1 protein-coding gene is annotated in these 335 nt (G+C 56.4%); it reads right to left on the bottom strand.

Annotated elements, in window-relative coordinates; translation table 11 throughout:
* Nucleotides 1-91: 91 nt before the first annotated feature.
* The coding region (locus AC1RPJ_RS08020) for a hypothetical protein (RefSeq protein ID WP_481762883.1) at nucleotides 92-335 on the bottom strand (244 nt) is incomplete at its 5' end.

The following is a 335-nucleotide window of genomic DNA, read 5'->3' as shown; positions in this document are numbered from 1 at the left end:
CCCCAATCGTCCGCACCCGGGCTGTATCGAACTTCACGGTATCGATAGCAGTAACCAAGTTCGGGATTGGGTCCGGGATGTGCACCAAAAATCATACATCACCCTCACCAGCAACCGGCGTGATGAGCGAGAGGCCGAGAGCCTTTCTCACCTTGGCCCGTGCATCATTGGCACCTGCTGCGTACGCGGCATCGAGTGCACGCGTCACCTGCATGTGCAGTAGCTTCGCAAAAGTCTCGCGATGCTGTTCAGGCACATGATCCACGTTCACCGTGATTCCCGGATAGCGTCCGAGCTTGAGGTATGCCATGACCTTATCGTCGCATTCTTCTTGG

This window comes from Dellaglioa sp. CoH-57-MRSF-17, from assembly GCF_056782015.1.
Note: the sequence above shows the minus strand (reverse complement) of the source record. Positions and strands in the feature narration are given on the sequence as shown.